General features: G+C 47.7%; 23 protein-coding genes. 3 read left to right on the top strand and 20 right to left on the bottom strand.

From position 1 onward, the window contains the following. Window positions 1-57: 57 nt before the first annotated feature. Window positions 58-2,892, top strand: a complete 2,835-nt coding sequence (locus tag LTAR_RS12935) for a glycosyltransferase family protein (protein ID WP_062422690.1) — start codon at window positions 58-60, stop codon at window positions 2,890-2,892. A gap of 98 nt (window positions 2,893-2,990) precedes the next feature. On the opposite strand, the gene dnaK is transcribed toward LTAR_RS12935, so the two are convergent. The 4 genes from dnaK to LTAR_RS12915 form a co-directional block, all read right to left on the bottom strand. After that, window positions 2,991-4,850, bottom strand: a complete 1,860-nt coding sequence (dnaK, locus tag LTAR_RS12930) for a molecular chaperone DnaK (protein WP_062422689.1) — start codon at window positions 4,848-4,850, stop codon at window positions 2,991-2,993. Window positions 4,851-4,967: 117 nt separating this feature from the next. Further along, complete coding sequence (locus LTAR_RS12925; RefSeq protein ID WP_062422688.1) at window positions 4,968-5,624, bottom strand: methionine ABC transporter permease; 657 nt, start codon at window positions 5,622-5,624, stop codon at window positions 4,968-4,970. Beyond that, window positions 5,625-6,602, bottom strand: a complete 978-nt coding sequence (locus LTAR_RS12920) for a methionine ABC transporter ATP-binding protein (RefSeq protein WP_062422942.1) — start codon at window positions 6,600-6,602, stop codon at window positions 5,625-5,627. 251 nt (window positions 6,603-6,853) lie between these two features. Continuing rightward, window positions 6,854-7,699: a MetQ/NlpA family ABC transporter substrate-binding protein gene (locus LTAR_RS12915; protein ID WP_062422941.1), complete on the bottom strand. Its 846-nt coding sequence runs from the start codon at window positions 7,697-7,699 to the stop codon at window positions 6,854-6,856. Between the two features lie 457 nt (window positions 7,700-8,156). Between LTAR_RS12915 and LTAR_RS12910 the strand changes: the two genes are divergently transcribed. Continuing rightward, window positions 8,157-9,497, top strand: coding sequence for an NfeD family protein (locus tag LTAR_RS12910; RefSeq protein ID WP_062422687.1), 1,341 nt, complete (start codon window positions 8,157-8,159; stop codon window positions 9,495-9,497). Here the strand turns inward: LTAR_RS12910 and LTAR_RS12905 are convergent. From LTAR_RS12905 to LTAR_RS12880, 6 genes are all read right to left on the bottom strand, one after another. Next, window positions 9,494-10,033 (bottom strand): DUF2179 domain-containing protein, encoded by a 540-nt coding sequence (locus tag LTAR_RS12905; RefSeq protein WP_081419975.1) that lies wholly within the window; start codon window positions 10,031-10,033, stop codon window positions 9,494-9,496. The two genes, LTAR_RS12910 and LTAR_RS12905, sit on opposite strands and share 4 nt — an antisense overlap. Continuing rightward, window positions 10,030-12,213, bottom strand: a complete 2,184-nt coding sequence (gene glgP / locus LTAR_RS12900; RefSeq protein WP_062422686.1) for an alpha-glucan family phosphorylase — start codon at window positions 12,211-12,213, stop codon at window positions 10,030-10,032. Before glgP ends, LTAR_RS12905 begins: the two co-directional genes overlap by 4 nt. Before the next feature lie 210 nt (window positions 12,214-12,423). Further along, window positions 12,424-13,278, bottom strand: a complete 855-nt coding sequence (locus tag LTAR_RS12895; RefSeq protein WP_062422685.1) for a hypothetical protein — start codon at window positions 13,276-13,278, stop codon at window positions 12,424-12,426. 99 nt (window positions 13,279-13,377) lie between these two features. Beyond that, window positions 13,378-14,988 carry a hypothetical protein gene (locus LTAR_RS12890; RefSeq protein WP_062422684.1) on the bottom strand — a complete coding sequence of 537 codons (1,611 nt, stop codon included), beginning with the start codon at window positions 14,986-14,988 and terminating at the stop codon, window positions 13,378-13,380. Window positions 14,989-15,111: 123 nt separating this feature from the next. Beyond that, complete coding sequence (locus LTAR_RS12885; protein WP_062422683.1) at window positions 15,112-16,239, bottom strand: ArsR/SmtB family transcription factor; 1,128 nt, start codon at window positions 16,237-16,239, stop codon at window positions 15,112-15,114. A 15-nt stretch (window positions 16,240-16,254) separates the two neighbouring features. Continuing rightward, on the bottom strand, window positions 16,255-17,490 hold the full coding sequence (locus LTAR_RS12880) for an MFS transporter (protein WP_062422682.1): 1,236 nt from the start codon (window positions 17,488-17,490) through the stop codon (window positions 16,255-16,257). A gap of 110 nt (window positions 17,491-17,600) precedes the next feature. Here LTAR_RS12880 and LTAR_RS12875 point away from each other — a divergent pair, with 110 nt between their 5' ends. Next, a complete protein-coding gene (locus LTAR_RS12875; RefSeq protein WP_062422681.1) occupies window positions 17,601-18,059 on the top strand; it encodes a GNAT family N-acetyltransferase in 459 nt (152 codons plus the stop codon). Between the two features lie 13 nt (window positions 18,060-18,072). Here the strand turns inward: LTAR_RS12875 and LTAR_RS17165 are convergent, their stop codons facing one another. Genes LTAR_RS17165 through LTAR_RS12830 form a run of 10 tightly spaced genes read right to left on the bottom strand, consistent with a single transcriptional unit; the run spans window position 18,073 to window position 26,369 of the window. Further along, window positions 18,073-18,225 carry a hypothetical protein gene (locus tag LTAR_RS17165; RefSeq protein WP_158423443.1) on the bottom strand — a complete coding sequence of 51 codons (153 nt, stop codon included), beginning with the start codon at window positions 18,223-18,225 and terminating at the stop codon, window positions 18,073-18,075. Window positions 18,226-18,230: 5 nt separating this feature from the next. Then, on the bottom strand, window positions 18,231-18,956 hold the full coding sequence (locus LTAR_RS12870) for a cytochrome c biogenesis protein (RefSeq protein WP_500778620.1): 726 nt from the start codon (window positions 18,954-18,956) through the stop codon (window positions 18,231-18,233). After that, window positions 18,943-19,626, bottom strand: a complete 684-nt coding sequence (locus tag LTAR_RS12865; protein ID WP_062422679.1) for a heme exporter protein CcmB — start codon at window positions 19,624-19,626, stop codon at window positions 18,943-18,945. The genes LTAR_RS12870 and LTAR_RS12865 overlap by 14 nt, the downstream gene beginning before the upstream one ends. After that, entirely contained in the window at window positions 19,623-20,357 is a 735-nt protein-coding gene (ccmA, locus tag LTAR_RS12860; protein WP_062422678.1) for a heme ABC exporter ATP-binding protein CcmA, read from the bottom strand. Before ccmA ends, LTAR_RS12865 begins: the two co-directional genes overlap by 4 nt. Next, a complete protein-coding gene (locus tag LTAR_RS12855) occupies window positions 20,354-22,201 on the bottom strand; it encodes a c-type cytochrome (protein WP_062422677.1) in 1,848 nt (615 codons plus the stop codon). Before LTAR_RS12855 ends, ccmA begins: the two co-directional genes overlap by 4 nt. Beyond that, window positions 22,198-22,722, bottom strand: a complete 525-nt coding sequence (locus tag LTAR_RS12850) for a zinc ribbon domain-containing protein (protein ID WP_062422676.1) — start codon at window positions 22,720-22,722, stop codon at window positions 22,198-22,200. The genes LTAR_RS12855 and LTAR_RS12850 overlap by 4 nt, the downstream gene beginning before the upstream one ends. A 2-nt stretch (window positions 22,723-22,724) precedes the next feature. Next, window positions 22,725-23,297, bottom strand: coding sequence for a TlpA family protein disulfide reductase (locus tag LTAR_RS12845; protein ID WP_062422675.1), 573 nt, complete (start codon window positions 23,295-23,297; stop codon window positions 22,725-22,727). A gap of 1 nt (window position 23,298) precedes the next feature. Continuing rightward, complete coding sequence (locus tag LTAR_RS12840) at window positions 23,299-23,793, bottom strand: cytochrome c-type biogenesis protein (protein ID WP_062422674.1); 495 nt, start codon at window positions 23,791-23,793, stop codon at window positions 23,299-23,301. Then, entirely contained in the window at window positions 23,790-25,853 is a 2,064-nt protein-coding gene (locus tag LTAR_RS12835; protein WP_062422673.1) for a heme lyase CcmF/NrfE family subunit, read from the bottom strand. The genes LTAR_RS12840 and LTAR_RS12835 overlap by 4 nt, the downstream gene beginning before the upstream one ends. Then, window positions 25,854-26,369 (bottom strand): cytochrome c maturation protein CcmE, encoded by a 516-nt coding sequence (locus LTAR_RS12830; protein ID WP_158423442.1) that lies wholly within the window; start codon window positions 26,367-26,369, stop codon window positions 25,854-25,856. Between the last annotated feature and the right edge of the window lie 314 nt (window positions 26,370-26,683).

Below are 26,683 nucleotides of genomic sequence, written 5' to 3'. Positions count from 1 at the left end.
TCGGCATTATATCACCCAGATTCTGTGAAAATGGACGGCTCGACTATAATAACGTCGATGAAGAACCGGATCCTTAGAAATCATCTTCCATATATCATTGTTTTTTCCTTTGTTACCGCTTACCCGGCTGCCTGCCGGTGGTTTGGATTCTTCCTGAAACCAATGGCGGAGAAGGTCATTACTCTTCTTGCAGTATGGCTGGTTGTTTTCGGAGTATACATTTTTCTCAATCGCGCATTCGCCGTCATAGAGAAAACCCATTGGAATAAAAAAATCGGTTGGACGGCCGCCGGTCTGGCAGCCCTGATCGGACTTGTTCTATTTAACTGGCAGCCTCCTGCTTTTCCGTCTTTTTATCAAGTTTCGATCAAAGGCGAAGGATTGGTGCATTTGACTGGAATACGATCCGCCGGTCAAACGGTTCCGTTGGATACATTATCTGGTACAGATGGCTGGCAATTGGACGAAAATGTCTGGATTTATTCCGGCTCCGGTCAGGGGGTTTTATCGCTATCAGGCTCTATGAATGCCCCCCTTGAATTGGAATTTGCCACCGGCCCTGAGTTTGGGAAAACTCAAGTGCGTATGCTGGCGGCAGAGCAAACGATCAACCTTAACACTCCGATGCCTGATTACGCCATTGTCACACCCTTCCCGGCTTCTCTGGGTGCCATCTCTCCTCTGTGGGTTTTCTGGGTGGTTTTGCTGGCCTTATCAGAATGGCTCCTGGCAGCGGTTCTCCTCTACGGACTTTTTTCACACTGGGCAGCCGAAACAACCGCGGTTATTTTCCCCATCCTGTTCCTTTTGCCTTATGTGACAACCATCGCCGGACACAATGTCTCTCTTGGGAATGATTTTGGTCCATTTTATTATGTTTATAAAACCTATCTGTTGGATTTTCTTTCCAACGGGCGTTTCCCTTTATGGTCTCCGTCTGAAGGTGCCGGTTATCCATTTTTCTCCGATCCTCTGGCACAGGCGGTGTATCCGCCCAATTTGCTGCTGGCATTTTTCTACCGAATCAATCAGGGTTATACCCGGTTAGATCACCAGATCTTTACGGTAGCGGCGGTCTGCTGGTTTTCACTGGGACTGTTTGTCTGGCTGCGGTCTCTGCATATTGACCGCCGGTTTGCTCTCTTTGCCGCCCTGACAATGGCTCTCAGCTATAAAATGACCGAACTGCTGCGTTTTCCGAATGCCGCACATGAAGCTGCCTGGTATCCATGGATTTTGCTGGCATTGACACGGTTGTTCCTTTCGCGGGATTGGAAGACAGTTGCTCGCTGGTCCATGGTCCTGGGATTCTCTCTAATCTGCCTGTTTACTGCCGGTTATCCGTATTATGTTTATTACCTGCCGTTCCTGGCAGGACCGTATCTGTTGTTTATGCTCCTTCCGCGTATCCGATCTGTGGTATTTCAAATGGATAAGCCAGACTGGCGGAAGTTTATTATCGGGTTTGGCTCGGCCTGCCTTGTTGCACTTCTAATTTGTGCGCCATATTTGCTTCATATGAGTCAAACAGTAGCTCAAACTTCGGGTCGAGCAGGGGATGATTTCCATCATGCCACCATGTACCCCTTTGATTTCCAGGATACGATTGAATCGCTGGTCTATCCAACGGCCGCACGCCCGGAAGGTTGGTTTTATTTTGGCGCTCTTGGTCTAACGCTGATACTGTTCTATCTTGCCCACCCCGGGAAACGGTCTCTTTCAGCAGAAGACATCGAACTGTTACACCGGCGTACGTGGCCGGTGAAAGCTGCCCTGGTGGGTTGGCTGGTATTTCTCAGTTACATTTCTTATGGTGAACAATCCTACTTGTTCCTGTTGTTTTACCGCATCCTACCCGAATTTTCTGCCCTGCGAGGCTGGGGCAGGTTGAGCATCACTCTGCTGCCTGGTCTGGCACTTTTGCTTGCTTATGCCCTGGCAGATTTTGAATCGCTGATCACCTGCTCAGACAACAAGGGTAGGCGCATTCAACCCTGGATGTGGATTACCCTGATGGGAACCGCCATTCTCAGTCTGGGATTCCAGCTATTTGAATTTTCACGCGGTATAACAGACGAATACTGGAATGTCTATTTCATCCCCCGAACCGGATACCTGCTTCAATCAGCAGCCAATGTATTTGGGAAAAACCTGTTGCCCGACCCTTCCGTCCTTTCTATGGTCTTTTGCTTTTCTTTTATGGCGTTTAGCCTTCTGGCCGTCGGGCTCATGTTTATTCTCCTTTCCAGACCATCAAATCATAAAGACACCTTCTGGCTGATCATAGCAGGTTTGTTTTCTGCTATTAACCTCTGGTATGGCGGACCCTGGTTGTGGAATAACGGATTTACCGTGCGTGAAATCCGCGAGCCAGGCAACTATCAGCGCATGATGTCTCAATCACTGTCAACACCCCGCAAAAACGAAGACTCGACTCTAACACTCTCACCATCATTTTCGGTAGGCAGTCCTCCCAAGTGGCACTTCAGCCGGTATCAGGATTTTTATTTCAATGTTAAGGATGAACTGACAGCCCGCGATGAATTGCTGGGTGTATCAGATGGGAATCGATTCTTCTTCAGTTCATCCATTGACCAGACATCCATTTCTGACTTTCTGACAGATGCACATCAGTATAAAGTAGACCCGGTTGTGCATGATTACACCGGAGACAGCCTCCTTGTAGAGGTGACTGCCCCCGAATCGGGATATTTCACTTTTGTTGATAACTGGGATGAGAATTGGATTGCCCGTGTTGATGGAGAAGCGGTTGATTTTTCAACATTGTTTGGAACATTCAAGAGCGTGAAACTCTCATCCGGCCGGCATGAAGTAGCCATGGCCTATTGTCCAAAGTTCTTTGCGTGGGTTAATAAAGCCTGCCAGAATTGATATTTACTCATCGCTCTTATTGAAGAGGGCGTCCTCCAAATCACCAAAAAAGGACCTCTTGGATCTTAATCCAGAGGTCCTTTCATAACACAAATTCATCAGGCTTCTTTAAATTCACCATCCACCACATCGCCCTGTGGACTGGCTTCCTGAACCGGAGACTGACTGTCTGAAGCAGTTGTTTGCGAAGCAGTCGATTGCATGGCCTGTTGGACTTCCTGCATCAAGTTTTGCATGCGTGAAACATCTTCACCATTCATTGCCTGCCGCAGCGCATTGATCTTTTCCTGCAGGGCAGCATGATCAGCCCCGCCATTATCCTTAATGATTTTTTCAGCTGCATAAGCCACTGTATCTGCCTGGTTTCGGGTTTCCACAACGGTCTTTCGGCGGGCATCATCCGAACGATTGGCTTCAGCGTCTTTTATCAACCGGTCAATTTCACTCTTATTCAAGTTCGTAGATGCCGTGATGGTGACCTTTTGTTCGCGTCCGCTGGCTTTATCTTTGGCTGAAACGTTCAGAATGCCGTTGGCGTCAATATCAAACGTAACTTCAATCTGCGGAATTCCACGCGGTGCCATCGGAATACCCTCAAGACGGAACCGTCCCAGGCTCATATTGTCACCCGCCATCGGGCGTTCACCTTGCAGCACGTGGATATCCACAGCCGTCTGGTTGTCTTCTGCCGTCGAGAACACCTGTGATTTCTTGACAGGGATGGTGGTGTTCCGTTCGATCAACGGTGTCATCACACTGCCCAGAGTTTCAAGACCCAGCGTCAGTGGTGTCACATCGAGGAGCAAGACATCTTTCACTTCTCCACCCAGTACGCCACCTTGAATGGCAGCACCAACCGCCACCACCTCATCCGGGTTGACACCCCGGTTGGGTTCCTTACCGGTTAATGAACGGACCAGTTCCTGAACCATTGGCATTCGGGTGGAACCACCTACCAGAACAACTTCATCAATGGCAGATGCTGTCAAACCCGAGTCGCGTAGAGCAGATTCAAACGGCCCCTTGCAGCGATTCAGCAGGTCAGCCGTCATTTGTTCAAACCGGGCACGGTTGAGCTTCAACTGTAGATGGCGCGGTCCACTGGCATCAGCAGTAATATACGGCAGGTTGATCTCAGTCTCCATGAGTGTGGAGAGCTCAATTTTTGCTTTTTCAGCCGCTTCTCGCAGACGCTGCAGAGCCTGACGGTCGTTTCGCAGATCAATTCCCTGATCTTTCAGGAATTCTTCTGCCATCCAGTTGACAATACGCTCATCCCAATCATCACCGCCCAGGTGCGTGTCACCGTTGGTTGCCTTTACTTCAAAGACACCATCGCCTACTTCCAACACAGATACATCAAATGTACCGCCGCCCAGGTCAAACACGAGGATTTTCTCGTTGGATTTCTTTTCCAGGCCATAAGCCAAAGCCGAAGCCGTCGGTTCGTTGATGATCCGCAGCACTTCCAAACCGGCAATTCGACCGGCATCTTTGGTGGCCTGCCTTTGACTGTCATTGAAATAGGCGGGAACCGTGATCACGGCCTGGGTGACCGGTTGCCCGAGATGGGCTTCTGCATCGGCCTTCAATTTGGCCAGGATCATGGCAGAAATTTCCTGAGGTGTATATTCCTTACCCGTTTGTGTAATCTTTACACGGGCGTCACCGCCGCTGCCGCGGACAACAGAATACGGAACCATCTTGCGTTCCTGTTCCACTTCGTCATACCGGCGGCCCATGAAACGTTTGATGGATGATATGGTGTTATCTGAATTGATAACCGCCTGTCGTTTGGCTGTTTGCCCAACCAGCCTTTCACCATTCTTACTGAAAGCAACAACCGATGGGCACAGCCGGGAACCTTCGGCTGTGGTGATTACAACTGGATCACCGCCTTCCATGACAGCCACAACGCTGTTGGTTGTTCCCAGATCAATACCTATAATTTTGCCCATTTTTTACACTCCTGACGTATTTTCTTTATCTCGTCTAGGATAAGCCAGATTTGCATGAAAAATATTAACTTTTTAATAGAATTCTATAAACAGGTCCCATGATACAAGAATTGCCCGTTATTTTTTGGAAATACGCCTGGCCAGTGTATTCCCGGCGTATTGCACTCCCTGAACCAGAAGGATCAAAATGACCACTGTGGCAGCCATGATCTCGGTTTCATACCGTTGGTATCCATACCGGATGGCCAGATCACCCAGCCCACCGCCTCCAATGGCTCCTGCCATCGCTGAATAACCGATCAGACTGATGATTGTCAATGCTACACCAAGGATCAAAGAAGATAATGATTCAGGGATCAACACTTTATAAATGATCTGCCAGTCGGTACAACCCATGGATTGAGCCGCTTCCACAAGACCGTGGTCAACCTCCCGCAGGGAAGATTCAGCCACCCGGGCAAAAAATGGGGTGGCCGCCAGTACCAGCGGCACGATAGCGGCTGTCGAACCAATTGTTGTTCCAACTACAAGACGGGTAAAGGGTATTACCAGAACCAGCAGAATTATGAATGGCAATGAACGGGCGGCATTCACAATGGCGCCCAGAACACTGTTAAAGGCATCTGCCGGTGCCAGTCCGTCTTTATCGGTAACGGTCAAGAGAATTCCCAGCGGCAGCCCAAAAAGAACCGTGAATAAAGTAGAAACCAATACCATGTACAGGGTATCCCATGTACCGGCAAGTATTGTAGGTATCCAGGAAGACCAGTCCATCTAATTTTTCTCCACACGTAAACCGAGATTCATCAGGTGCAGGAGTGCCGCATTCACCTGTTTGCCGGATATTTCGACCTGCAGTTTGCCTACCCGGTTTTTCCCGATTTTTTGTAAATTTCCGGCTATGATGTTGACATCAATATCGTAGTTGCGAACCAGGCTGGCCAGCACAGGTTGATCGGCGGCTTCTCCCATAAATGTGATCGTAACAGATGTCGCTTCGGAGGAAATTGTTTGTTTCTCAAATTGAGGCAACAGCGCCCGAGAAATCAACGAATCTGGGCGTGTGATCAATTCGTCAATGGTTCCCTGTTCGATGATACGGCCATCCTGCAAAACCGCCACCCGGTCGCAAATTTGCCGGATGACGTTCATCTCGTGTGTTATTAGTAATATAGTCAATCCAAGGCGGCGGTTCAGATCGCGCAGCAACTCCAATATTGAGGTTGTCGTCTGTGGATCCAATGCCGATGTAGCCTCATCAGACAACAAAACTTCAGGTTCAGAGGCCAGAGCACGGGCAATACCAACCCGTTGTTTTTGTCCTCCGGAAAGTTGGGATGGATAGGCATTGGCTTTTTCCATCAAACCGACCAGTGAAAGCAGCTCAGCAATGCGATCTTTCCGTTTCTCCTTGGGATAATTGACAATCTCAAGCGGAAACGCAATGTTTTGAGCGACCGTCCGTGAACTGAGTAAATTAAAGTGTTGGAAGATCATCCCGATCCGCTGCCGGGCTTTACGCAATTCAGCCGGTGGCAGGGATGTAACCTCCTGTCCATTGACGACGATGGTGCCCGAAGTAGGTTTTTCGAGCATATTGATACACCGGATCAAGGTGCTCTTTCCGGCGCCGCTCAATCCAACAACACCGAAAATTTCTCCAGCCTCTACTGTTAGAGTGACACCATCTAATGCGGTGATAATCTGATCTTTGAGGCTGTAATTCTTTTTTAGATCAATTACTTCAATCATTTTCAAAGCGGTAATCCTGAAAAAGTTTTTAAATTCTATCGAGATCGTCATCACCCTAAAACGGTTGCCAGGAGAGTCTGGTACGCTCTCCTGGCTCCAACCATTGAAAAAGCAGGATGACTATGGTGTTTCGGACATCGTGAACGTTAATGTTTCTACAAACCGCCACGCGAACCGTGAAAATGTGTCACGATTTGCCCACAAATTCCTTTCATCGTAATACTACAGGCTTCGTCAACCATTCTTATTCATTATTTGAAAGCAGGAATAACAGCACCTTCGTATTTTTCTTCGATAAACTTTTTAACCTCAGGTGAGGTGAGCAGCCTGGCCAGTTTCTGAATGGCTTCATCGTTTTCACGACCTTTCTTTACAACCAGAATATTGGCATACGGGTTGTTTTCACCACTCTCGAGAACCAGGGCATCTTTGTTTGGTTTCAGACCGGCATCGATGGCATAGTTGCCATTAATAACGGCAGCCGATACATCGTCAAGTGTGCGGACCAACTGGGCGGCTTCAATTTCTTTGATATCCAGCTGTTTCGGGTTCTCTACAATTTCCTTAACAGTGGCTTTAACACCCGCCCCATCCTTCAGTTTCAGTAAACCATTGGCAGCCAGCAGATCAAGCGCACGCCCCCCGTTGGTGGCATCATTGGGAATGGCGATAACGGCTTTATCGGGAATTTCTGCCAGCGTCTTGACTTTCTTTGAGTACACTCCGAGAGGTTCAATGTGAACAGCCGCAACAGAAACCAGGTCTAGTTTGTGTTCTTTGCAGAAATCTTCAAGATACGGAAGATGTTGGAAGAAGTTGGCATCCAACTGACCATCAGCCAGGGCAAGATTGGGCTGAACATAATCAGTGAATTCAACAATGTCAAGTTGCAAACCGGCTTTTTCCGCCAGGTTCTCGTTAATAAATTTGATGATATCACCATGGGGAACGGGGGAGACACCAATCTTCAGGGTAACGACCCTGGCATCCTGTACATCTGTGGCAACGGGTGCTGCTGTACCAGCTGCGGCCGGGGAGCATGCGGCAATCAGAAACACCAATAAACTGAACAGAACGACTGTGCCGATCCTATTAATTGTTCCGATGGATTTCCCGGCACTTTTTTTTGAAGGTATTGCTTGTGTTGATTTCATTACGTCTTCTCCATAAAAATATTGGTTTGCATAGCGCTAATGAACAAGAAAGCGTCACCAGGATGGCTGGTGACGCTAAACGAACAAGTGTATGGGAATTACTAGCCCATCGTCTTACCATCCTCATGTACCTTCGGTAGCGATGGGTCCGTGATTTACCGGTCAGTCACATTCATGATCTGATGCCGTCTTCGGACACCATCGCCCGGGCATCAACCATGAACACTTACCTGTTGAAGTGAGACTGGTTTTTAGTAGCATGGGTTGATAGTACCTGTAAACAAAAATACCGTCAATACTAAAAATGTTGATTTTTCAATATTAATCTCGTTCACAAGGTTTCCCGGTCTATGTTATATGAGAAATAGGACTCAGCCAGATTGATGCGTATAATGATGGTATGAAGAGATCTTTCCTCACCCGGTTCATTCGGATAGCACTGATCCTAACCGGTCTCCTTCAGTTGGCATCGAGCCTGGTGACGGCTCAATCAAACTCGCCGCAGGTGCTCTTATTAAAATATGACGGACCAGTCACGTCTGTTATGGTGGATTACATTTCCCGAGGCATACAGGAAGCAGAAATACAGTCAGATGCGGCCATTATTCTACAAATGAATACACCCGGCGGGAGTATCGAGTTGATGAACCGGGTTGTGCAGGTCATTCGATCCAGTACTGTACCGGTTATTGTATATATCGCTCCACGAGGAGCCATGGCAGGCAGTGCCGGCACCATCATTACCCTGGCAGGTCATTTATCAGCCATGGCGCCTGAAACAGCCATCGGTGCAGCCAGTCCCGTTGGCCCCAGCGGAGAAGATATCGGCACCACCATGGAATCGAAAGTCAAAGAGATTCTCAAAGCCACCGTCCGCAGCCTGGCGTTAAAACGCGGGGAAAAAGCCATCCGGCTGGCCGAATCAACCATAGAATCCGCGCAGGCTGTCTCTGCCAGTGAAGCCGTAGACAGCGGATTGGTGGATGTTTTAGCTGATGATGTGCCTTCCCTGCTTCATCAATTAGACGGACGTACCGTGCAGGTTGGTGAGACTAACCAGAAATTATCCCTTGCCAATGCCTCTGTTCAAACCTTCGATCTTTCTTTGATTGAAGGTTTATTAATGATGTTGACCAATCCCAATCTCCTTTTCCTGTTGCTGGCGATTGGGGCACAGGCTGTTTTGATTGAAATTTCGACTCCCGGCGGGTGGGTAGCCGGCTTCCTGGGAGTATGCTGTATCGCACTGGCCATCTATGGTATGGGTATCCTGCCGGTAAACCTGTTTGGGTTGGTATTCATGGTGGCAGCATTTGTTTTATTTATCCTGGATATTAAGGCGCCAACACACGGGGCATTGACAGCGGCTGGTACAGTTTCATTCATTGTGGGTGCGCTGGTCCTGTTCAACAGCGTTCGGCTGCCCGGATATCCGGCCGTTTCTGTCCCCCTTGTGATCGGTACAGGCCTTACACTGGGGGTATTCTTTTTTGTGCTGGTTTCCATCGGAATTCGCGCCCAGAAAAAACCCGTCATTGCGGGAATTGAAACAATAATCGGGAGAACGGGGTATTGTGTCAGCGATATTAACCCGGAAGGCGAGGTTCAGGTGGCCGGAGAACGATGGAGTGCCGGGCTGGAATCACATCAATCCAGCATTCCGCGTGGAAGCCGGATTGTAGTTACATCTGTTGAAGGATTACACCTGCGTGTAAAACAGGAAAATCCAGAAAAAGACTAAGCCCGCCAGAATCCTCTGCGCATCGGGCGGACATCCTCTCGGGTCACAAAAGCTTCGGGATCCGTCTCCATGATGATCGTCTCGAGATGGTCAACATCCTTGCGAAACACATTCGTCAGAATGACTGAAACCGTCCCGTTCTTTCCACGGCCTGGAATTTCCGTCACACCAAAACCGGCTATCCGCAGGGCATCACAAACCGCTGCACCGCGAGTCGCGCTGATGATAGTCAATTGGATGTGACCCACGGCCAGCCGTTCTTCAATGAACATTCCCAGCACATTCCCTGTGGCAAAACCGGCTGCATATCCAAGGATGTTCAAGGGGTTATCCAATTGTGAAAGCACAGAAGTGATGGCGATAACGAAGAGCAGGGATTGAAAAAAACCCAGTACCCAGGCAATTCCTTTTCGTCCACGGACAACAAACAGTACTCGAAGGGTGTCCAGTGACATATCACCCACACGCAGGCAGAAGATGAGTAACGCAAACATCCATGCCTGCGGTGAGGAAAAGACGTCAAAATTCAGATTCACCGATTCTCCACAGGTTCCTGATCAGGTTCAGTTTCACTTTCCATCTCAGGAAGATACATCTGAGACATATATTCTTTCAACATGCGGCGCGTACTGAATTGGGGCGCCAGTGTACGGATGGATTCTTTGATCATGCCGATCCATTCATTGGGCAGATTATCGGCAGAGCGGTTGGCATAGTATAACGGGATGATCTCTTTTTCCATTGTGTCATACATCGAAGCGGCATCAATCTCATCCTGTTGATTGGGATCGGGATGGTCTAATTCGTCTCCGATGGCCCAGCCATTGCGGCCGTTAAATCCTTCCCGCCACCAGCCGTCCAGACAGGAGAAATTTAACACACCATTTATGGCAGCTTTCTGACCGGATGTGCCGCTGGCTTCCAGCGGCCGGCGGGGTGTATTCATCCAGACATCCACACCCTGCACCAGGTAACGGGCTACGTTCATATCATAGTCTTCAAGGAAGACAAGCCGTCCACCGGCATGTGAATCCTTAACCATGCGATACACTTCTTGAATCAGGAGCTTTCCAGGTTCATCGGCCGGATGCGCTTTGCCGGCAAATACGATCTGCACTGGCATCGATGGATTGTTGATGATCCGCAGCAACCGGTCAATATCGCGCATGACCAAATTAGCCCGCTTGTACGTGGCAAAGCGGCGTGCAAAACCGATGGTCAGAGAATATTGTTCCAACAAAACACCGCCGGCTATCACCTGCACTGGATGGATGGAGTTGGAAAGCCAGGCGCGGCGTGCTCGTTCATTGGCAAAGGTAACCAGTTTGCGTTTCAGATGCCGCCGGATCGCCCAAAGTTCGGCATCGGGGATTTCATCGATTTGAGACCACATTTCTAGATCGTCAATATGCTGCATCCAATCAGGGCCAAAATAGCGGTCAAACAACAGGCGCATACGGCGGGCAATCCATGAGCCGGTATGCACTCCATTGGTAATATGAGATATAGGAACTTCATCTTCCGTCAGGTCAGGCCAGAGGAATTGCCACATCCGGCGGGAAACCTGGCCGTGTAATTCAGAAACACCGTTTCGCTGGTCAGATAATTTCAAAGCGAGAACCGGCATACTGAATTGTTCACCCCATTCCGAATGGGTGCTGCCCAGTTTGATAAAGTCATCACGGGAGATCTTCAGGCCGGGGATGAAATGATCAAAGTATTTATCCACCAGCCAGAAGGGGAAGGCATCATTTCCGGCCGGAACCGGGGTATGCGTGGTAAATACATTGGATTTACGAACCACGGCGGCAGCTTCGTCAAACGAAGAACCCTGTTCAACCAGTTCGCGGATGCGTTCCAGAACCAGAAAAGCGGAATGACCTTCATTCATATGCCAGACATCCGGCTTGTAATTCAATTTCCGTAAGACACGTACACCGCCAATGCCTAGTAGTATCTCCTGTGAAATCCGTACGTCCAGGTCGCTGGTGTACAGCCGAGAAGTCAATTGCTGGTCTGTCTGATTATTGGTGGCTACATTGGTATCCATCAGGTAAAGCGATACCCGCCCTACCTGCACCTTCCACAGGCGGGCTGCAACAGTCCGCTTGGGCAGTTCAACATTCACCACCATTTGCCGTCCATCTTCATCGTATAACGGGATGACCGGCATTTCATCCAGTTTAAGTACCTGGGTTCGGGTCTCCTGCCAGCCGTCTTCAGTGATCCGCTGGGCGAAATAGCCAAGAATATAAACAAAACCAACAGCAACCAGGGGCATTCCGAGATCGCTGGCTTCTTTCAGGTGATCGCCAGAAAGAATACCCAGCCCCCCGGCATAAACCGGCAATGATTCATGCAGACCAAATTCAAACGAGAAATAGGCAATTTGTTTATCCGTAAGGTTCGGGTACGTACGTTTATACCAGGTACTCTCACCTTTCATGTAATTATCAAAATTCCGCAGCACACGGTCATAAAAATCCAGATAATTCCGGTCACCGGTGACAGCATTTAACCGGGAGCGCTCCACCTGGCGCAAAAAAGCTATCGGGTTGTGGGAAAGCCGTTCCCAGAGCAGTTTGTCGATGAACGAAAAAAGCATCTGAGCTTCGGGATTCCAGGTCCACCACAGGTTGTAAGCCAGTTCTGAAAGGCGTGACAACCGTCTCGGTAAACTAAAATGATTGGGTAATACTCTAAGATTTTGCTCCATGGAGCCACCTGTTATTCGGGTTGCAAGTTCGATTCCGAATTTTTGAAATTAGAACCAAGTCTCTTGATACATAATTAGGCGAATTGATAATCAACCAATTCTTACCCATATAGTCGCGCGATTATACCATGCTGTCAAGTAGAGAATACCAAAGACGTCTACAAAGGTATACACAGTGTGGGTATAAAAGGACAATCGCCAGAATCCTCTTTATTCACTGACGGATTCTATTGCATCAATACCCCAGCCAGTAGTATCCCTAGTTAACAGGAACTTCTTAAGGTAATCTTTGCCACCTGCACGGATGGTCACAATGATGGATGCCGTCGGTGGTTCAGGACTGACTGCAGCAGATTGAATCACCATACCCTCAAGGCTGCCATTGATCTGCAGCATGGCTGTGGCGCCTCCAGGTGGCAGCTGTGAACGGCGTGAAGAAATTAAGAAATTAGACATACGGTCAGGCGATTCCTGATAAGATGTAAGGAATCCCAGAACAACACCTTCAGGATTGGACGGATATTCTCCGGATGTGGAAAGAACGGTTATGTCATCGATCTTCCACTCACCGTTTTCCAATACCAATGAAAACCGGATATTAGCAGCCTGGGGCATATAAATCGTACTCTCCAAAGTTGCTTTTAGCGCATCTTCAGATATCGTGGGGGAGCCGACTTTGTACTCACCCAGAACAGCATCTTTACCAAAGATTGCTTTCAAACCGGCATCATCTTTCAATGCAGCGGCATATTTGGCGCTTAACAGACTGGAGGTCAGCGCGAAATTTGCGGCTGCTTTCTGGCCGTCCAGAAAAAGTGAAACGGTTTTTTCAGGATCGATCTTGGGTAGAACCACCATAGTGGGCAAAGCCGTTGTTGCCTGTTCTGTAACGGATCCAACAGTAGCTGTCGCCGCTGCTGTTGGATTTTGATTCTGGGCTGCCGGTGTTACAGGTATTTGCGTTGGTGAAAGCACAGCCGCCGTAGGCAATGAGAGATTGGGCAGACTGGAACAACCGGAGCCAAACAGTAATATCAAAACAAAAATGGATAAAAACTTTTTCAAGAGTTTTCCTTCCTGTTCTCTGTAAACAGAGGACACGGGGTTTGAAATTCTTTCACAAGAATTTCGCCCCGTGTCCTTTTTGATCGTTACAGGTAGAGATTACCGGGATGAACTGTTATAGAACCAGTTGAAAGCATAATATCCCGATGTGCTGTCCATGCGAATGGCAATGGATTGGCTTCCCTTCAGGGATTCTGGAATACTGTAGGTGGCGGTGAAGTCACCGCCTTTTCCGGTGTCAGTGGTGGAAACGACCACACCACCAACCGCTGCCGTTCCGTATTCACCCATTCGGACGGTAAAGGTTTGATTTGGCGGGAAATCCTTGGCAAAGATGGAAACCATCGAATCTTTCACAACCGAGCTGATCGTGAACGATGGGACAGCATTATAGTCAGACGAAACATTTGGATTTACTACCGGTGCGGCAGCTACAGGTGTGGAAGCAGCCGGAGCGGCTTCGGGGGTTGTACCCGCTTCTGGAGTGACCGGAGAAACCGGAGTTGGTGTGGGTCCGGTAAATCCGGCAGCCGGTGCCGCAGGTATAGCCGTATTCATATTGCGGAACCAGTTGTATGCATAATACCCGTTTGAAGCTTCCAACCTGATAGCGATATATGTACTTCCACGCAGATTGGCCGGAATATTGAATGTTAATTTCAAATTACCATTATCTGCTACTCTGCCCGTTCCGGAAACAGAACCGCCGGAGCCTAAACTTCCATACGGACCCATCAGAACTGTGTAATCGGTATTCAGTGGCAGGTTGCTGGTCAAAATAGTAACCGCGTTATCCTGTTGAACTTCGCCAATCGTGAAGGATGGAATACCCTGATAGATGGGTTCAACAGGAGCGGGTGCTGGCGCGGCCTGTCCTTCAGCCATACCTTCGCCGCCAGTTCCACCAGTCCCACCGGTGCCTCCGGTTCCACCCGCAGTGCCGGCAACAGACGTGCTGTTGTTATAGAACCAGTTGTACGAGAACAGATAGGTGGAAGCATCCATGCGGATGGCGATCTTATCAATTCCACGAAGAGAAGCGGGAATTTCGTATGTTTCTTCCATATCGCCGCCGGCGCCAGTGTTGGTGGTACCCACGACCTCGCCGCCTTTAGCCAGCGTTCCAAACAGCCCCATGCGGACTGTAAAATCGCGTTCAGCCGGGAAATTGTGCATCTTCACAGTAACCCTGGCATCTCGTTCAACCGAGCTAATCGAGAAAGTCGGGATTCCCGTATAGCCGGGTGTCGTTGTGGATGCCGTGCCGGTTGTGGTTGTTACCGGATTTATGGCACTGGCCGGATTCAGGAAATTTGGATCATTCCTGAAATAGTTATAGGCATAGAAGCCGCCCGGGGCATCCATGCGAATGGCAATAATATCCTGACCTTTCAGAATATCCGGAATCAGGTACGTCTCCTGGAAAGCTCCGCCGGCGCCGGAGTTCGTGGTGGCCACCACGACCCCGCCGGAGCCATTTGTATTGCCATATCCCATCCGTACGGTAAATAGTTTATCCGGCGGAAAAGTAGATGTCTGAATCGTTACAGAAACATCTTTGACAACAGAGACTATATTGAATGTGGGAACACTGTTGGCTTTGCTGATGGAGCCCGGGCAAGAAGCCAATCCGGCTGCCAGAGTGATAGCCAAGATCACTTGGATTACTATCAGGAAAATGGAGGCCTTTCTGGTCTGGCTTTCGATCATCTGTCTTTCCTCCTCAAACGAATCATACCAAAATACCAGAATAGTATAGCGTGAAAATCATAAACCTGCACGGAATTCTGATTAAATGTGCATTAAATGAGCCAACTTATTGCATCCACCCGTTTATTCTGATGGTAAATCGAGGAATTTTTCAAGATCGCGGAACAATTTATGGACGGCCGCCGGATCGATCTCATGACGGGTCACCCGGCCTTCTTCCCACGACCGAATTAAACCAGCTTCACGCAGTATTCGGGCATGAATACTGACCGTTGGTCTTGCCAATCCCAGGTAGGCAGCCATATCTGTGTTGGTCATACTCATGGCTCGAATGAGACGCAAAATGATCAACCGGGTGGGATCAGCCAGCGCTTGCATTTTCCCGCTCAATTCACGTGAATAAGCAACAAAATTCTCATACATTTGCCCTGGTTCGGCAATAGTAAGAAATATGCACCCGGGTAAAAGAACAAATGCATCTGAGAAACCAAACGGCTCAACGATGAAGTTTACAAAAAGGCTGCCCTTACAGATGGCATCATGAATCTCAGGATATCGAAGAGCCGGGTTCAAATCGGACAACCAGGTGAGATCAGGAATAATACCCTGCGCCTCACGCTCGCCCAGCATGGTGGAAGCCTGCCTTTCCAGATTCACAAGATAATCCATGCGCGATTCACACCAGGGTTGATAAATTCCGTAATAAAACTGATCAAGCCAATGCCAGAATCTGTCGTGATATTCTCCTCCATGCAGTATTTTCAGGCAGAATTGCACTTCTTTTATCAGGCGGGACTCATAAAGCGGGTCATTTGGATGGGTGAAATGAATGGCTTCAAAGGCTGAACGACGGTATTTCACAAGATGTTGGATGACAGCATCATGAATCGATTCTAAATGTTGACCCTCATTCTCGTGTTCGGGCAAAAGAGACAGCAAATTAGCCAGCGCCGTTTCAGGAGTTAACTGACGGATGGCCATGGTGGCTCGCGAATAATCACTCTCGTCCAGAACACCCGCCAGTATGGCAGATGTTTCCAGAATGGAACAAAACCAGTCCATCGGATGGAAAAATGTATTCCAATCTTCAATCCATTCCGATGATACAGATTGATGTAAGTATTGAGTATTGGGTGTGATACTCCCGGCTAAAAAGCTGCCCCCGGCAATGCCAAGGGCAGCATCCAATTCCATAGTGATGGATCGTGTGATTTTCCAACCGGAATTACTGCTCATTCGTCCTTTGTCCATAATGTATCCTCAGCCTTAAAACTCAGCAGATGGAATTTCTTGTTTGAGTCCATTTTTTCTAAATATCTGTATGGAAAGAAAGATGATCAGAATACACATCATACCCACCATCCCGGCAAAAAAATGCTCCATGTTCACCAGGCCAGGAACCAGGAAAGGTGTCAATAATAATCCCACCAATTGGCCGGCTACCATCACCATTTGCAGCCAACCACTCACCTGCCCGAGGATGTGGGTCGGGGTGACCAGTTGCATAATCGTGCCAATCTGCACATGCACCAGACCATTTCCGATCCCACCGATAAGGCAGGCAAAAAGCAACAGGTACTGGGCTGCCAGCAGGTTGTCAAACTGGTAGGAAACCACCAATGCCAGTGGAATAATAGTCAGGAAGCTGAATCCAAGGACAATATCTATCCAGGGATTGGCTCCAGTTTTTCGGAACATAACAATGGTTGTTGCCACCAGCGATCCGATTCCAACCAGGCTGATAGCCATTCCATACAGCTTCTCTCCCTGATGTAGAACATCACGCGTATAGATAGATGAGAGCACATCGAAACCGATGATGGTCAGAATGGCGACAAAAACACCCGTGAAAAGGATTTGAAGCTGAGGAATGGTCTGTAATACGTTAATAGGACTTTCCGCCAGTTTGCTTTTTTCATGCGTGGTCTCTGTACCATGCGCCGGTAACGAAGGTAAGAACATTAATACAATTGCCGCGAGAAAAAAGGAAGCCACATCAAACAAAATGGCAGTATGTGGATCCATGATACTGAGTACCATACCGGCGATGACCGGCGAAAACACTTTGACCAGACCAGCCAACTGTTGAAGAAACGCATTCGCTCTGGGCAAATCCTCCCGGGATACAAGGTCAGGAATGACAGCCTGCCTTGTCGGGGTGACCACCGAGAGAATTACAGCCTCCACTGCCAGAAGGATATAGATCAATTCGATCCGGGTGGTAAAGAACAGGCCGCTGACGACCACACCGGCAAGCAACTGGCTGCCGATCAATAAAGTCCGGCGGTTGACCCGATCCACCAGCCAACCAGCCACCGGGCTGGAAAACAGGGTGGGGAGTAATCCAGCCAGGAATATACCACTGCTAGACATGACTCCACCGTCCCCACGAAAAACAAGCATGGCCAACACAGCCATCATGGTGATCCAATCTCCAATTCCACTCACCATTTCGGCTGCGCCAATAATCAGCAGAGTTCGATCTTTTAAAATCTGTTTCATTCATTCTCCCTGTATACGTAGCTTTATATCTACGCATATATATTAGCAGATTGTATACGTTTGTCAAGCAGTAAATTGTTCTCATAAGGGGTTCTCAGTATAATGACCATATGAAAACAAATGAACATGATGCCCGTATAAGACGTGTGGAAATGAATGATGCCCCCGAGATCACAGAGCTTGCCCATCAACTTGGATACCCCACATCGGTTGAAAGCATGTTGAGACGACTTCAGGTGATATTAAACAATCCCGGGCAGATTATCTTTACCGTGGATATTCCTGAAAAAAAGACAGCCGGTTACATTCATGCTATGCGGCATGTGTCGCTGGAACACGATCCATGCGTAGAAGTAGGCGGGCTGGTGATCAATCAGGTATACCGAAAAAAGGGGCTTGGAAAATTGCTTCTCTCTGCGGCAGAAAAATGGGCAAAGGATATCGGTTGCCGTCAAATTCGCCTGCATTCCAATGTGATCCGTGAAGAATCACACCGGTTTTATGAAGTAATGGGATATACGATTACGAAAAGCCAGTATCAATTTGTGAAGACACTGGATAGAGAATAATGGACGGCCTGGTTTAATGCAATTTCTTTCTTTCTATCAATCTGTCCCATTCCGCCTGCAATTTCTTCCATCGAACAAACAGACTGGCAGCATAAGCCAGAATAAGCACAAGGATGACGACATATCCGGCAACAAAATAGTTCCCTGTATTAACCGATTGATCCATCTATTCTATTTATCCTCTTCTGACATAAATCGCAGCTCGTCCACCGTTTCTGTCAGTTGGGCAAGATTTATGCGGTGCCACAGGAAGGTACAGAACAATACGGTGAATGTGCAAAGACAGAAAACCAATGTGCGCACCATGACGGTATCCATATTAAGACCACCACCTGACTCAGACAGGCCAATGACTACCGGGTGAATGGTTCGGAAAAGACGGATGGAAAAGAACGTGAACGGCACAGATAGAAAGCCGACTATCGCATAGATGGCAGCGTATCTTGCCTTTCGGTCAGGATCATCCACTCCACTGCGCAACATTCGATACGCCAGATAAATCAAGACCATGATGGCGGTTGTTGTCAATCGCGGATCCCATGTCCACCAGGTATTCCAGATGGGTTTGGCCCATATGGAACCGCTGATGATTCCAATAACCGAAAAAACCAACCCTATTTCGACAGCCGATTCGGATACATGATCCCAAATGCGATTATGTTTAATCAGGTACCCTGCCCCGCTGATGGCAGAAAGAAAGAAGGCAAGCATTCCCACCCAGGCAGAAGAAACATGAAAATAAAACACTTTTTGAACGGCCCCCATCATGGCATCCTCCGGGGTAAAGAAAAACACCAGACAAAGTGCCGTAAGAAATAACAAACCGGTTATCACATCAAGTACAGTTAACCATTTGGATTGTTTCATCATGGATAAGCACCGATCATTCTTCGACAATACGTTCAAACAGAAGCAGGCCGAGGACTATAAACAGAATATCATAGACCACCAGAAGAGAAATCCAGGTTTGAACATCGGCCAGAGCAAAGCCCTGCAAGAGACCGGTTGAAGTTTTTACAGAAGCGAGGATCAAAGGGAATGTTACCGGAAGAAGCAACAGCGGCAGGAGTGAATCTCGTGCTCGTGATTGCGCAGACATACCAGCCAGTAAAGTTCCAGCCAGGGCATACCCGGCTGTTCCCAGAATAATCACCAGAAAGAAACCATCTTTCAACAGGAATACAGAGTACAACATTGAATAAACAGGCAATAACACGGCAGACGCGGCTAACATGACCACCCAGATTCCCACTGCTTTTCCGAAAAAAATCGCTGACCGATCCGTTGGAGCCAACAGCAAACTGTCTAAACAATTGTTTTCACGTTCAGACAGGATCGAGCGATTTATTCCAATGGCTCCGGAATATATCAGGGTTACCCAGAGCACTCCAGCAGAAAGACCTGCACTGGTGTGCGATTCTAATTCAAGCGCAAAATTAAAAATCAAAATCATCAGCAGGGCAAACATCAGCATACCGGAAATCAGTTCCCGATTACGCCACTCCATTTTCAGGTCTTTCCAAATAATGGCACGTAAAACCTGGAAATAATCCCGTACAGAATTCATTGCGCTTCTCCTGCCGGGGGGAAAGATTTCTGGTAGACAGATAAGAGTCCATTTTCAGATAATTCCGACTTACCGATGGAAACCTGCATCTTGCCCTTGTTGAGGATTAAAAAACGGGTTGCCAGCATCTCAACACCCGGAACATCATGACTGGAAAGCAGGATAGCCGCTCCACGGTCTGCCATTTGTTTTAGTATCACGGTAAGAGTGACGATTCCCTCTGAATCAAGCCCGGTGAAAGGTTCATCCAATAGCAGTATGTCTGGATTTGTCAGAATAGCCCGTGCAATGGCAAGACGCTGTTGCATACCGCGAGAAAATGTGCGGACGAGATCATCCTCCCGGCCAGCCAATCCCACCCGTTGCAGTAATTGAGAAATCTGATGATCGGAATTTTCCCTGTTATGCAACCGGGCATGAAATACCAGGTTTTCCCGGGCAGTCAGATCACTATATAACAGCGGTTGATGGAGAACGACCCCTACATGTGTTCGGGCTAAAACCGCCTCCTCGGGAAGGGGATAACCGGCTACCCGAATATCACCATCAGACGGACGCATCAGTGTTGCAAGGATTCGCAGGAGGGTTGTCTTACCAGAACCATTTGGCCCAATCACAGCTGCGATTTGAGCGGGTTGAATAGAAAAATCTACGTCCTCGAGGATACACTTCCGGCCAATCCTTTTCGTTAATCTCCTGACAATAATGCCTGGCTTGAGTTCAGTAGTCATGCCAGTGCCTCTTGAAGCCGTTTCAACAACTCTTCGCGGCGTTCTTTATAAGCCGCTGGCGGAATTTGACCAGCTTTGAATTGATCATCCAACGCAATGATGGCATCCAGCACAGTGTTTTGTGCAGAAATATCTTTTGGTGGAATTGGTTTTTGTTTCTTTGCGGCTTTCTTTTCGCCAATCTCTTGAAGAATGGCAATAATTACGAAGACAGAAACAACCACCACAGCCAACAGACCTACGGCCAGATTGGTATTCATTTCATCTGCCTGCGGATCGTCAATCACCGGCTTGCCGGATACCAGCAAATCCAATCGCGAACCTGACGTCAGGGGTCCTGAAGAGTAAATCCGCCATTCCGTATTTTGAATGAGCTTCTCACCAGCGGTATTAAGCTGACTGCTTTTTATCGTCACCCCTTCGGATGGAAGCATGATATTTGTGACATCAATATTTAACGGAAGTTTGATATAGAAAAGCAGATCTTTATCATATGGTAAATCATACGAGAACAAGATCTGCGTGCCTGTACCTGGCGGGATTCCCTGTGTATCTCCAAAACCGTCAGATGTCGAAACAAAACGGCCGCCAAGTGAACCGCCCTTAACCATAAGATTTGATGCTCCGTCCGGTAATTGGAAGGTGATCACAGGGTCACCGGCGTGGGCAGAAGTGATCAGGTTTTTCGTTGGGTTGGAAAGAACAAACAGCTGGATAACCCGGAGGACATTGGCTTTCGGGAATTCGAAGAAAATATGCATCCTGGCGGCCTTTATCAAGGCAGTGTCAGTAATTGGTTCATAAATAGTAATCTGCTGATTTTCCATAGCCGTCGTATTTCCGGCTTGAATGGGAGTAGATGAATAAAGAATATCTTTATATAAAACAGAAAGCTGATATATGCGGCCTTCAGGCACAGGAACATCATGAAAAGAAAAATACCCGTTGATATCCACAGGAATGGACTGTGTGTATTTTTCCTGATCTGAATCAAATCCAGTAAGGGTCACCAACAGGCCGGTGGGCAGAGATGCGCCAGAACCATTGATTACCCGTCCGGTGATTTTAGAATCATGGTCACGATCATCTGTAAAATCAGGAAGGGGTGTTTTATTCTCTACATTGGAAGATTTTTCTTCTCCGGCAGGATTGGTCATAACCAATGAACGGACGTATATGGCCGCATTGATCTTTTGTTCATCCGGCAGGTCTTTTCCCACCGCCGGCATAGTGTTTTTTCCGAATGTAATGATATTTATCGTATCATTCAGCGATCTTTGCAGCTGGTCTGCACCAGTTAATTCAGGTCCAGAACCAGAGATTCCTTCAGCTTTTTCTCCATGGCAGGTCTGACAGGTCTGCCTGTAAACAGCTTCTCCAGTAGACATCTGACTGGCCGAGATATCCAGTGAAAGCAGGTAGGCTGTTACATCCCAGCGCTGTCTGTCACTTAAACTTGTACCAAAACCAGGCATCAATTTGTCCATGCGCCCCTGGGTGATCGTTTGATACCAGATTACCGGAGCAATCTTTCGGGAATAGGATAACGAGCCCAGCATTGAAGGCGGCGAGGGCAGACTTTCAACCCGATTGCCATTCCCCTTTCCATCTATCCCGTGGCAGGCCAGACAGTTCTGGGAATAAACATCTTCACCAGCCCGGGAATCCGGTGGCAGCAAGGGTGAAATTTCAGCCTGTACATAGGCAGTTGACTGTGGATAAATAGTGGGTTGGTAACCTGGCGGCGGAGTAACATCAGCCACCAAAGAACCTGAACAACCCGATATCAGTAAAAACACCAGAACAATACTTGTTTTATACAGACGGTTTTTAAATTCCTTCATGAAGCAGATACTCTCGATCCACAGGCGGGACAAAACACATCGGATGATTGGATTACTTTTCCACAGTGCGGGCAGAATCCGGCAGATTTTTCACTGCGTGACCGTCGCCGTGCAGCGATTAACTCTTCTAAAACTTCATTGGGTATGCCGGCATTGGCAGCCAATGATGCTCCCTTTTTCTGAACGGAGGTTTCTTTTAGAATCGATTTGATCTCAACTTCAAGTTCATCAATATCCCGAAGAGTTTTCGCTGCCGCGTGAACCAAAACAACCCGTTGTTTAGGAAATTCCTCATCGGGAATCTTTTTCAACGCATGGTCTGTCTCCAATTCCTGAAGGGTGGTGAATATTCTTTCCTTTTCGCTCATAAGATTAGAGAGCTTCAACTCTTTGCCAGCCAGAAGTTCCGTAATTTCTTCATCTGTAGATTTATCGGAAGATTCAGCAAAGAAAGGACGGGATACAACAAATCCAGCCAGAAGAGAGATTGCCAGAATGAGCAATAAAGATCCGATATCCACAATTACTCCCGAACCAAGAGCGGTTCAATGACACCTTTGATTTCGGAAACAGAGGCAAACGGACCAATTTTATAGAATGCCAGATGGCTGCTGCGATCAAATATAAATGTTTCCGGAACCCCTGTGACCCGAAATGTCTCTGCCAGTTTCATTTGCAAATCCGGGCCATTGGGATAGGTGATTCCCAATCTCTTCAAATAAGGCAATGCCTGCACCTCTGTATCAACATAATCCACACCAAGGATCATAAATTGATCACTTTTTTTATATTGTTGCCAGATCTCTTCGAAGGATCGCATTTCTTCTTCGCAAGTCTGACACCATGATGCCCAAAAATGGATGACAACTACTTTATTTTTCAAATCCATTGAATGATATGTCGTACCAGTAAATGAAGTTAACGAAAGTTCAGGTAATTTTTCCCCGGGCGACAGGGCTACTCGAACTGACCGGGCATATCCGGCTGCCATTATTCCAAGAAATACTCCCAGAATAATAAATGCCGTCAGGAATATCCAGACAGGAAGATGCCGTCTTACCTTTTGATTTTGAGAATCCACCACGTCTTTTTTCATTTCAGCGCTTCTTGTAACGTATCAGTTCTTCTTCCACCCGGTTGGTTTCGGATGCATTCAATACAGGGGAAGATACCGTAGAATCAGAAATACCTTCTTCTGGTGTGATCTTCCTTCCAGTAAAAAAGACCCTGAAAACCAACCATAGTCCTAGAAGAAAGCCTGAAGGTGGAAGGATATAAATCAACCAGTTGGTTCCGGTCAAAGGAGGTTCAGCCAGAACCCGGTCGCCATATTGTTCTGCAAAGAAATCCTTGATCTGGCGGTCAGTCCAACCCTCCGTCATTTTCTCCCTGATTAATTCGCGCCATTGTGCGCAGGCTTTTGTGGGGCACACATCCAATGGTGTATTTTCACAAACCGGGCAATAGATTTCTCGAGCCAGTTTATTGACTCTGTCATCTGAAGGAGTGGGTTGCTGGGCATATGCAGGTTGTATTCCAATGATTAACACCAGCAGAAACAAAAAAGAAAAAAGGAATGCCCGGTTTTTCATTTGAAGAATTCCTCCGGTCCATGCCGAATAACCATCCGGATAATTCTCTCTTCATCCAGTGTTAAATCTGGCCATGAAGCCAGGAGTGTTCCAAGAATAAAAACGAAACCACCCAGCCACAGCCATTTGACCAGTGGATTGTGATACACCTTAAATGTGGCTCCCTGCAGGCTGATGGATTGCCAATCCACCAGTATCACATAGATATCTTCTGCGAAAGTGCTGATCACACCAGGCACTGTTACGGGTTGTTGAGATTCATAATAATAATCACGCCGTGGATAAATCTCTCCGATTACATTGTCACCCTGTTTAATATTGACTACCGCCCGGGCAATATTTCGGCCATCATGAGTATCAAATACAGCCAGATCTCGAAAAGAAATTGTGAGGTCATCTAATTTCAAAGACTGTCCACGGGCAATGGTTCCCTGAGTTTCTGTTTGGAAAAGTTCAATCCCAATGATTCCCAAGGCCATCATCACCACACCCAGGTGGATGATATACCCGCCATACCTTCGGCGATTCCTTCCCGCCAGTTTAATACCAGATAGAAGTACAGGCTCTCCGGTTTGTTGGCTGCGTATGTGAACTCCACGGCCATATTCATAAAATGTTACCGTAACTACAAGGGATACCAGACCAAAGCCGAGCAATGCACCAGGTGACTGTACTCCTGATGCCGCAATAATTATGAGGATCAAAACAGCAACCAACAAGGGTTTGATCAAACTCTTTCCCAGCGTCCGGGCTGTTGAATGCCCCCAGGCAGTCAGCGGGGCAATACCCATCAACAAAAGCATGGCAGCAAACAACGGTGCCGTGGCTCTTTCGTAGAAAGGCGGGCCTACGGTCACCTTCTGACCGGTAAACACATCGGATATTACCGGGTAGACCACTCCCCAGAAACAGACAATGAAAAGACTGATAAAGATCAAGTTGTTGAATAAAAAGACCGATTCGCGTGAAAACAGAGAGGTCAACTGGTTCTCACTTTGCAGATCATTCCAACGCCAGAGCAGCATTCCTACAGAAACGCCAAACGTCAGTGCGATAAACACCAGGAATAACGGTCCAATGGCACTTTGAGAAAAAGCATGCACCGAAGACAAAACACCCGATCGCGTCAGGAATGTTCCGAGAATAATCAGATCAAAGGTAAGGATGATTAAAATAATGTTCCAGCGTTTGAAGAGCCCCCGTTTTTCCTGTGAGACAACAGAATGCAGGAAAGCAGTTCCTGTCAACCAGGGCATGAAGGCGGAAATTTCCACCGGATCCCAGCCCCAGTACCCACCCCATCCGAGCACGTCATACGCCCAGCGGGCACCGAGTATCAGGCCAAGTGACAGGAATAACCAGGCCATCAAAGACCATCGGCGGGTTAACCGTATCCAGCGGTCATCTGTTCGTCCGGTGATCAATGCTGCCATGGCAAAGGAAAACGGGATGACAAAGGAGACAAACCCCAGATAAAGCAAAGGTGGATGGAATACCATTCCTGGATGCCGCAATAAAGGATTCAATCCATTCCCGTTATCTGCCTGATAAATAGTTGCTCCGGCAGGCATCATCATGGATGCCAGATGACTTCCGTCCGGTAATTCCCAAAATCGGACAAACGGGTTTTCAACAAACACCGAGAGACTGATGAAGAAGGCCAATACAATACCCAGCACACTGATCACCCAGGGAAGGAATTCAATATCACGATCCCAGTGATTATTGGTGATAAGCACCGATAACCCGGCCAGAAGGAATGACCAGAACAAGAGCGATCCTGCCTGACCACCCCAGAGAGCTGTGATCCGTAAATAAAAAGGCAGATCATTGCTCACAACGCTGTATACATATTGAATTTCATACCGGCCGTTCAGCAATAAATAAATCAGGCAACCGATTGACAGGCTGACGAGGGGGAAAATTAACACCAAACCCAGGCGCCCCGATTCAACGAGAACCGCTCGCTTTTTCAAGCCGCCCATACATCCAGCAACTGAGCTGTAAACGGCCAGCAAAAACGCAATTACCAGTGAACCAAAACCCAGGTTGGCGGCCATTTATCTGCGTCCAGCCTGATCAGGCACAGCCCCTTCATAACGAGTGGGGCATTTCAATAGAATTTCATCAGCGGCAAAAACGCCATCAGAACGTAATTTACCTGTCAGAATTGCCTGTGATTCATTCTTCAATAAATCGGGCTGCGGTCCTTTGTAGTAAATGTTGATAGTATGATTTTTGGGATCGCTAATTGCCTGATGCAAAACCAACGCCAGTCCACCGGCTTTTTCGATCACGGCATAATCTCCCGGAATATGAGCTACTGTAAACGTCAGCTCCATGGTCTGAGGATCATAGTGAATAGACTCTCCGAGAACCGCACCGGATAAACGGATAGTCTTCCCTTCGAGAGAGGCTCGTTTTGAAAGCACTTCGTCTACAGTCAGAAAATATTCCACATTCGCCTGAGTAGAAGAAATGATCAGGTAAATTACGGCAGCCGCCAAAAAGAGGCCGCCAATTATAAATTTAGGGGGTATCTTCCGGGCTGATCCTGAAGAAATTTGAGGTTGCATAAGTCCTTTTTCAATAAAAGGCGGATACAGCCGCATCCTCGCCGCAAAAGATGGCCATGATTTGAACCAATGGGAACAAATCACTACTATTGTAGTCTACTTTACCTGATGACATTCAGTATGCCTTGATGTCAAATATCGTAATGCCTCACGGGAAAATGTAACCAAAGGGTAATCGTTGCCTCATAATTGATGTTACCGAGATAAAGTACATAATTGGTGAACCTTCTGATCTATGGACTTACGAAGAGTAACTGGATTTAGCTGAACATACAAATTGGTGAGGTTGGCTTTGATCTGGAAGGGGATCAGAT

The organism is Leptolinea tardivitalis (assembly GCF_001050275.1).
Taxonomy (GTDB): Bacteria; Chloroflexota; Anaerolineae; order Anaerolineales; family Anaerolineaceae; genus Leptolinea; species Leptolinea tardivitalis.
The sequence above is the reverse complement of the archived record's forward strand: the minus strand, read 5'-3'. Positions and strand labels throughout refer to the sequence as shown.